Origin of the sequence: Xanthovirga aplysinae (assembly GCF_009711365.1) — a bacterium.
Classification (GTDB): domain Bacteria; phylum Bacteroidota; class Bacteroidia; order Cytophagales; family Cyclobacteriaceae; genus Xanthovirga; species Xanthovirga aplysinae.
The window spans coordinates 1-619 of record NZ_SMMB01000185.1 but is presented as its reverse complement, the minus strand read 5'-3'; the positions used below and the strand labels follow the sequence as shown (position 1 = coordinate 619).

The 619-nt window shown below is 35.4% G+C and carries 1 protein-coding gene; it reads right to left on the bottom strand.

Translation table 11 applies throughout. The features are described from left to right. Positions 1-83: 83 nt before the first annotated feature. Complete coding sequence (locus E1171_RS00345; RefSeq protein WP_155203003.1) at positions 84-587, bottom strand: hypothetical protein; 504 nt, start codon at positions 585-587, stop codon at positions 84-86. Positions 588-619: the final 32 nt, after the last annotated feature.

The following is a 619-nucleotide window of genomic DNA, read 5'->3' as shown; positions in this document are numbered from 1 at the left end:
AACGGTTCGGCTAGCAGCTGAAGTTTTGGTTCGTGTGTTGGCCCTGAGCGACTATTGCTGCTAGCAATTGTTGTGTGTCGTTTTTATTTTTCTTTAAATATTGGTAAGTCGAATTCCAGTATTACTGCTTCTCCTATTTGTCGAGATCCTGCGTGAATCCACCATTTTCTTCCTTTCTTCAAAAATCTTTCGATCCTTTGAATTAATGGAAATCTAACCATGACTTCATATTCATAACCTAATTCAAGTTGTTCGATTCCATCAACTTGAATATCACCCATAAATCCCTCTTTTAATTCCCCGTTCTCTTTGTATTCAAATACATGATTAGGTCTGTACCCATTTGCAACTCCATTGAATCTTCCACCTTCTTCAGTCGTTTTTAGTCTTATCCTTGCTTTTACTTGAATCAAATAAGGAGAATTTTGGACATCTAAGTCCGTGTAGCTTGCATAAGTATATTTGTCAAATTCCATTATGTCAAAGACTTTTGATTGACCTGTATTCAACCATCTTTTGTAAATGAGTTTTCCGTTCATGTACAAATAGAGTTCATTGTCTTTGGTAATTTCTTTAGTTATCAGCATAAACAAGTGTTTTACCTAAATGACACACAACG